This is a genomic window from Crocosphaera watsonii WH 8501 (assembly GCF_000167195.1).
Lineage (GTDB): Bacteria > Cyanobacteriota > Cyanobacteriia > Cyanobacteriales > Microcystaceae > Crocosphaera > Crocosphaera watsonii.
On sequence record NZ_AADV02000257.1, the window covers coordinates 1 to 3,949 of the forward strand.

At 36.7% G+C, this 3,949-nt stretch carries 6 protein-coding genes and 1 pseudogene; 1 reads left to right on the forward strand and 6 read right to left on the reverse strand.

The annotated features are described in order from the left end of the window. Positions 1-400: 400 nt before the first annotated feature. Positions 401-556: a hypothetical protein gene (locus CWATDRAFT_RS39035; protein WP_007313314.1), complete on the forward strand. Its 156-nt coding sequence runs from the start codon at positions 401-403 to the stop codon at positions 554-556. On the opposite strand, the gene CWATDRAFT_RS30230 is transcribed toward CWATDRAFT_RS39035, so the two are convergent. The 6 genes and pseudogenes from CWATDRAFT_RS30230 to CWATDRAFT_RS32190 form a co-directional block, all read right to left on the reverse strand. Next, the gene (locus CWATDRAFT_RS30230) at positions 543-863 is read right to left on the reverse strand and encodes a helix-turn-helix domain-containing transcriptional regulator (protein ID WP_007308529.1); all 321 of its coding nucleotides are present in this window, start codon (positions 861-863) and stop codon (positions 543-545) included. The genes CWATDRAFT_RS39035 and CWATDRAFT_RS30230 overlap by 14 nt on opposite strands. Before the next feature lie 3 nt (positions 864-866). Then, entirely contained in the window at positions 867-1,043 is a 177-nt protein-coding gene (locus CWATDRAFT_RS35145; protein WP_081451040.1) for a type II toxin-antitoxin system RelE/ParE family toxin, read from the reverse strand. 24 nt (positions 1,044-1,067) lie between these two features. Continuing rightward, the gene (locus tag CWATDRAFT_RS30240; RefSeq protein ID WP_007308528.1) at positions 1,068-2,264 is read right to left on the reverse strand and encodes an RNA-guided endonuclease InsQ/TnpB family protein; all 1,197 of its coding nucleotides are present in this window, start codon (positions 2,262-2,264) and stop codon (positions 1,068-1,070) included. Positions 2,265-2,407: 143 nt separating this feature from the next. Next, complete coding sequence (locus CWATDRAFT_RS37955; RefSeq protein WP_007313316.1) at positions 2,408-2,569, reverse strand: hypothetical protein; 162 nt, start codon at positions 2,567-2,569, stop codon at positions 2,408-2,410. A 126-nt stretch (positions 2,570-2,695) separates the two neighbouring features. Continuing rightward, entirely contained in the window at positions 2,696-3,286 is a 591-nt protein-coding gene (locus tag CWATDRAFT_RS30250; protein WP_007308527.1) for a type IV pilin-like G/H family protein, read from the reverse strand. Positions 3,287-3,289: 3 nt separating this feature from the next. Next, a pseudogene (locus CWATDRAFT_RS32190) lies at positions 3,290-3,949 on the reverse strand (IS5-like element ISUnCu10 family transposase); the annotation flags it as partial.

Consider the following 3,949-nt stretch of genomic DNA (forward strand, 5'->3'; position numbering starts at 1 on the left):
AGAAACTCAACAATTATAAAAAAGGGTTACAAGCCATGTCCATAATAGATAAGACGGCTTAATTCCCCTATTTTATCTTAACATAAAATAACCAGTGGAAGATGATTTATTTTAGATGTAACTATCCAAAATAAACCAATTTTTATTATTTAATAAAAACTAATATTGCCCAAGGGGTTGATTTTGAGCATCAACTCTGTGGGGGGGAGGAGGGTTACACCGTCCTCCCCCCCACACACACGGCAAGAATGATTATCATTATTGTTTATTCTCAATAAGCCCTCTAGTTTTTGACAATTTATAGAGCGATCGCCACGGCTGAAACCCTCTTTCAATCAGGGTTTTAACGGGCTTGTCACCCCGTGAGCTTTCAATCCCAATTCTTTTGATATTATTTAGTATGATTCAAACGTTAACAGAATTAATTACATTTGATGATTTTGTTGCCCAATATCCCAACACTGGGGGACGCTACGAACTAGATGATGGAATCATTATTAGAGGTTTTTTCATAATTATTGAGGCATCTTCTGATGTCATGACTAGGATTCATTGATTTGAACATCAAGTTCTACTCCCTCAATTTTTTGAAGTTGTGCAATAATTTCTAAAAGGTTTTTAGCTTGGGGATTACCAGTATCACTTAACATCCTCATAAGGCTTTTAGAGGATTTATTCGTAAGAGTTCCTAATTTTGTAAATCCAATAGTTGCATTAATATAGTCTCGTAAAATTGCCTTTCCGATGGTAAATTCTCCGTGAATTAAACAATTAATAGCTTCAGTAAGCAAAGATAAGCGAAACTTCGCATCGGTTTTGATTCTTTTTTGAACTGTTGCTTGAAATTGATGGGTTATAGCCATAGGTTAATCGTCTTTTTGTCTTTGTTTATATTCTAACCAAAGTTTTTTAGCTTGTTCAATATCTTTTTGCTGTCTTTTTTTTGTTCCCCCTGTCAAAAGAAGAATGATTATCTGGCCTTCTTGTGCAAAATAAACTCGATAACCTGGTCCGAAATCAATGCGACACTCAAAAACCGCTATATAAAACTTATTTAAACTTACCCATCAGGTTTTTAGGCTGATGATAACTCGGTTTGAGTCTATTTTACTTCCTGCTTCATCCAAGGGAGTCGGCTCCTTCCTGTCCACAGGCGTAACTTCGGCCATAGCTTGACCTAGTTTTTCCAAGTTTTTTGCTGCGTTTAAATCCCTATCTATTTGATAATGACATTTTTCACAACAAAACACTCTTTCAGATAAGAGCAAAGAGTGTTTTTTTTCTCCACAATTAGAACAAGTTTTAGAAGAAGGATAAAACCTATCTGCTACCACAAGTTTTGACCCGTATAATTTACTTTTGTATTCCAACTGTCTTCTGAACTCATAAAACCCCATATCTGCTATTGCTTTCGCTAATTTATGATTAGCCATCATTCCTGATACATTCAAATCTTCTATCACATTTACTGCGTGGTTTTTGCTTAAGTGTGATGTCAATTTATGTAATGTATCTTTTCTGAGATTAGCAATTCTTCTATGCAGTTTCTGAACTTTTAATTTAGCTTTTTGGTAGTTAGACGAACCGAAGCTTTTTCGGTTTAATTCTCTTTGAAGTTTAGCTAATTTAGCTGATAGCTTTCTATAAGAGTATGCTCCTTCAAAAACTTTTCCTGTAGATAGTGTGGCTAAGGTTTTTATTCCCAAATCTATCCCTACTACATCTACTTCTTTGTCGGTAGTTATGGAATCTATCTCTATTCTAAAAGAAATAAACCAACGTTCAGCTTCTCTGCTAATAGTGACATTTTTGGGTTGATGAATAGTAGGTAATCTCTCATAAGTTTTCAGTTTTCCTATGACGGGTACTTGGATTAAATGAGAAGATAGAATGCGGATAGTTCCATCTAAAGTAAAACTATCATGTCGTCCTTTCTTCTTGAATTGTGGTCTTTTTTTCTTTTTGTTAAAGCAATCACGCCAAGCAAAGGCTAAATGTCTCAGGGCAAATTGTGGAGCGCATTTTGACACCTCATAATACCATTCATTCTGCGGTTTAACTAATTTGTTTAACCATTTGTGTAAATCAATTGCTGTAGGAAATTTTATTTTTTCTGAGTCTGAACAATTCTTATTATGGTCTAAAATAGCTAGACATAAATCATTTCCCCAATTATAAGCATGACGGGCTACTCCTGCATGACGTGCCAGTTGTTGACGTTGATTTTGATTTAATTTAAGTTGAGTTTTAAAGCCTAACAACATGGCATTTCTGAGATAATGACCAAAACTGCTAAGTTTAATTGTATCATATTAGGGTTTTAAACACAATAAACTACTTATTTATGGAATTTTGCTACTAATATAAGTAATTTTAGAGAATATTAGGTAGGTTTTTGGGAGCAGCATCAACCCCCTTGACCAACACTTTCTACACGAGAAAAGTTGCCTTGTTGCACACGGGCTATGTAAACTGTTATCTTTGCTGCTGCTGGACCATTTAATTGATTAAACCACTTAGCAAAATGATTTATTCCCTTGATATCTATGTATTCTTCTAGTTCTCTCATGCCTTACGGTAACATATACGTTACCATATTAAACCAGGTTTCAGCTAAAAACAAACAAAAAAAACAGGTGGCAACCATAACGAACCACCCGAGATTATATGAAATGTATGCTATGTGAGTCAAAGCTTACTTGACTTCTACGGTATTTCCTGCACAGCCAGCAGCTAGACCGTCCCCAGCAGTCCCGCCCGGTGCCGTCTGGCCGACATTTGTCATATTGGGATCTATACCTACGGCGAGAGTGTAGTTGTTGGCTCTGTCCGTAGAACGACAAACCGCTGTGGCAAAGCTGCGATCGATAGTGTGATAACTGATACCCCCTAAGTAATCCCTTGTTCCATTCTTTCCATTGGAAATCTTAGCATCATCAACTGAAGTCAAGGCAGCATCAATTGGAGTAGCAGCTGCATTTCCGGCATCCCAGTTGCCTTTAATTGTGGCTTGTTCAGCCCCCTGAGCTTGTGTCAGCCCTGCAGTGTCGTTATCTAAGACAATGAGATAGAATTTTTCGTTGCCCAGGGGTACTTCTAAGTTAAAGGACTCTAGTGCAAACTCTCCACGTTCGGTGAAGAAAGCTTGTTGAGCGCGGTTAATTGCACCGAGTTGGGATTTAGCTTCAGATTCACGAGCTTTACCAACTTGTCCTAAGAGGTTGAGAAGAGCGATGGCTGCTAATACACCGATGATAATTAGGGTTTGCTGAAAAAGTTTCTCCAAAATTTATGCCACTTTTGACCAAGAATTCTCTGACAAATCAATAAGTTTTAGTACATAAAAATTGTTTAAAGTATAATCAAAATTAATGAAAGGCGGTTTGATGAGTTCCCCTGTTCTATTATTAGTAAATAAGGACAAAAAAAGCGACAAAAACTGCCTCAGAAGTTTAGAAAGATTGACAACTAAAAATGTAATAGCAATAGATGTAATGGAGGTTTCAGGGAGTTTTGTCATCACGAGATTTAGGCTAAATCTTCGTTTAGCTTGTCCAAACTTTCCCTCAATAGTATTACGGAAGCATTCATCGGAGTGGGCTTCTTTCTTTTCTTCTTCACTGACATTTTTCGGAGGTCTTCCTAACTTCGGACCACTGATTCTTATCCCTCTTTCCTTACACCAATTTCTGTTTTCCCTAGTTCGATAAATTTTATCTACATGGACGGATTCGGGATAATAGCCAAACGTTTCTTTATACTTTTCTACTTGTTCTTTTAAATGACAAGATTCATTGAAGTTTTCCCAACTTATTTTGTCTAGAAACACATAGTTATCTACACAGCTTACTGAGAGTTTAGCTCCAAACTCTATTGGTTTTCCTGCTTTTCCCCTCACTATTGGACGAATATGCGGTTGAGTTAAACTTACAATTCTTTGAGGACACTC

Bases quoted from the DNA above. Each gene is read 5' to 3' on its own strand.
- CWATDRAFT_RS30240 (WP_007308528.1), bottom strand. From the start codon at position 2,264: ATGTTGTTAGGCTTTAAAACTCAACTTAAATTAAATCAAAATCAACGT.
- CWATDRAFT_RS39035 (WP_007313314.1), top strand. From the start codon at position 401: ATGATTCAAACGTTAACAGAATTAATTACATTTGATGATTTTGTTGCC.
- CWATDRAFT_RS37955 (WP_007313316.1), bottom strand. From the start codon at position 2,569: ATGAGAGAACTAGAAGAATACATAGATATCAAGGGAATAAATCATTTT.
- CWATDRAFT_RS30230 (WP_007308529.1), bottom strand. From the start codon at position 863: ATGGCTATAACCCATCAATTTCAAGCAACAGTTCAAAAAAGAATCAAA.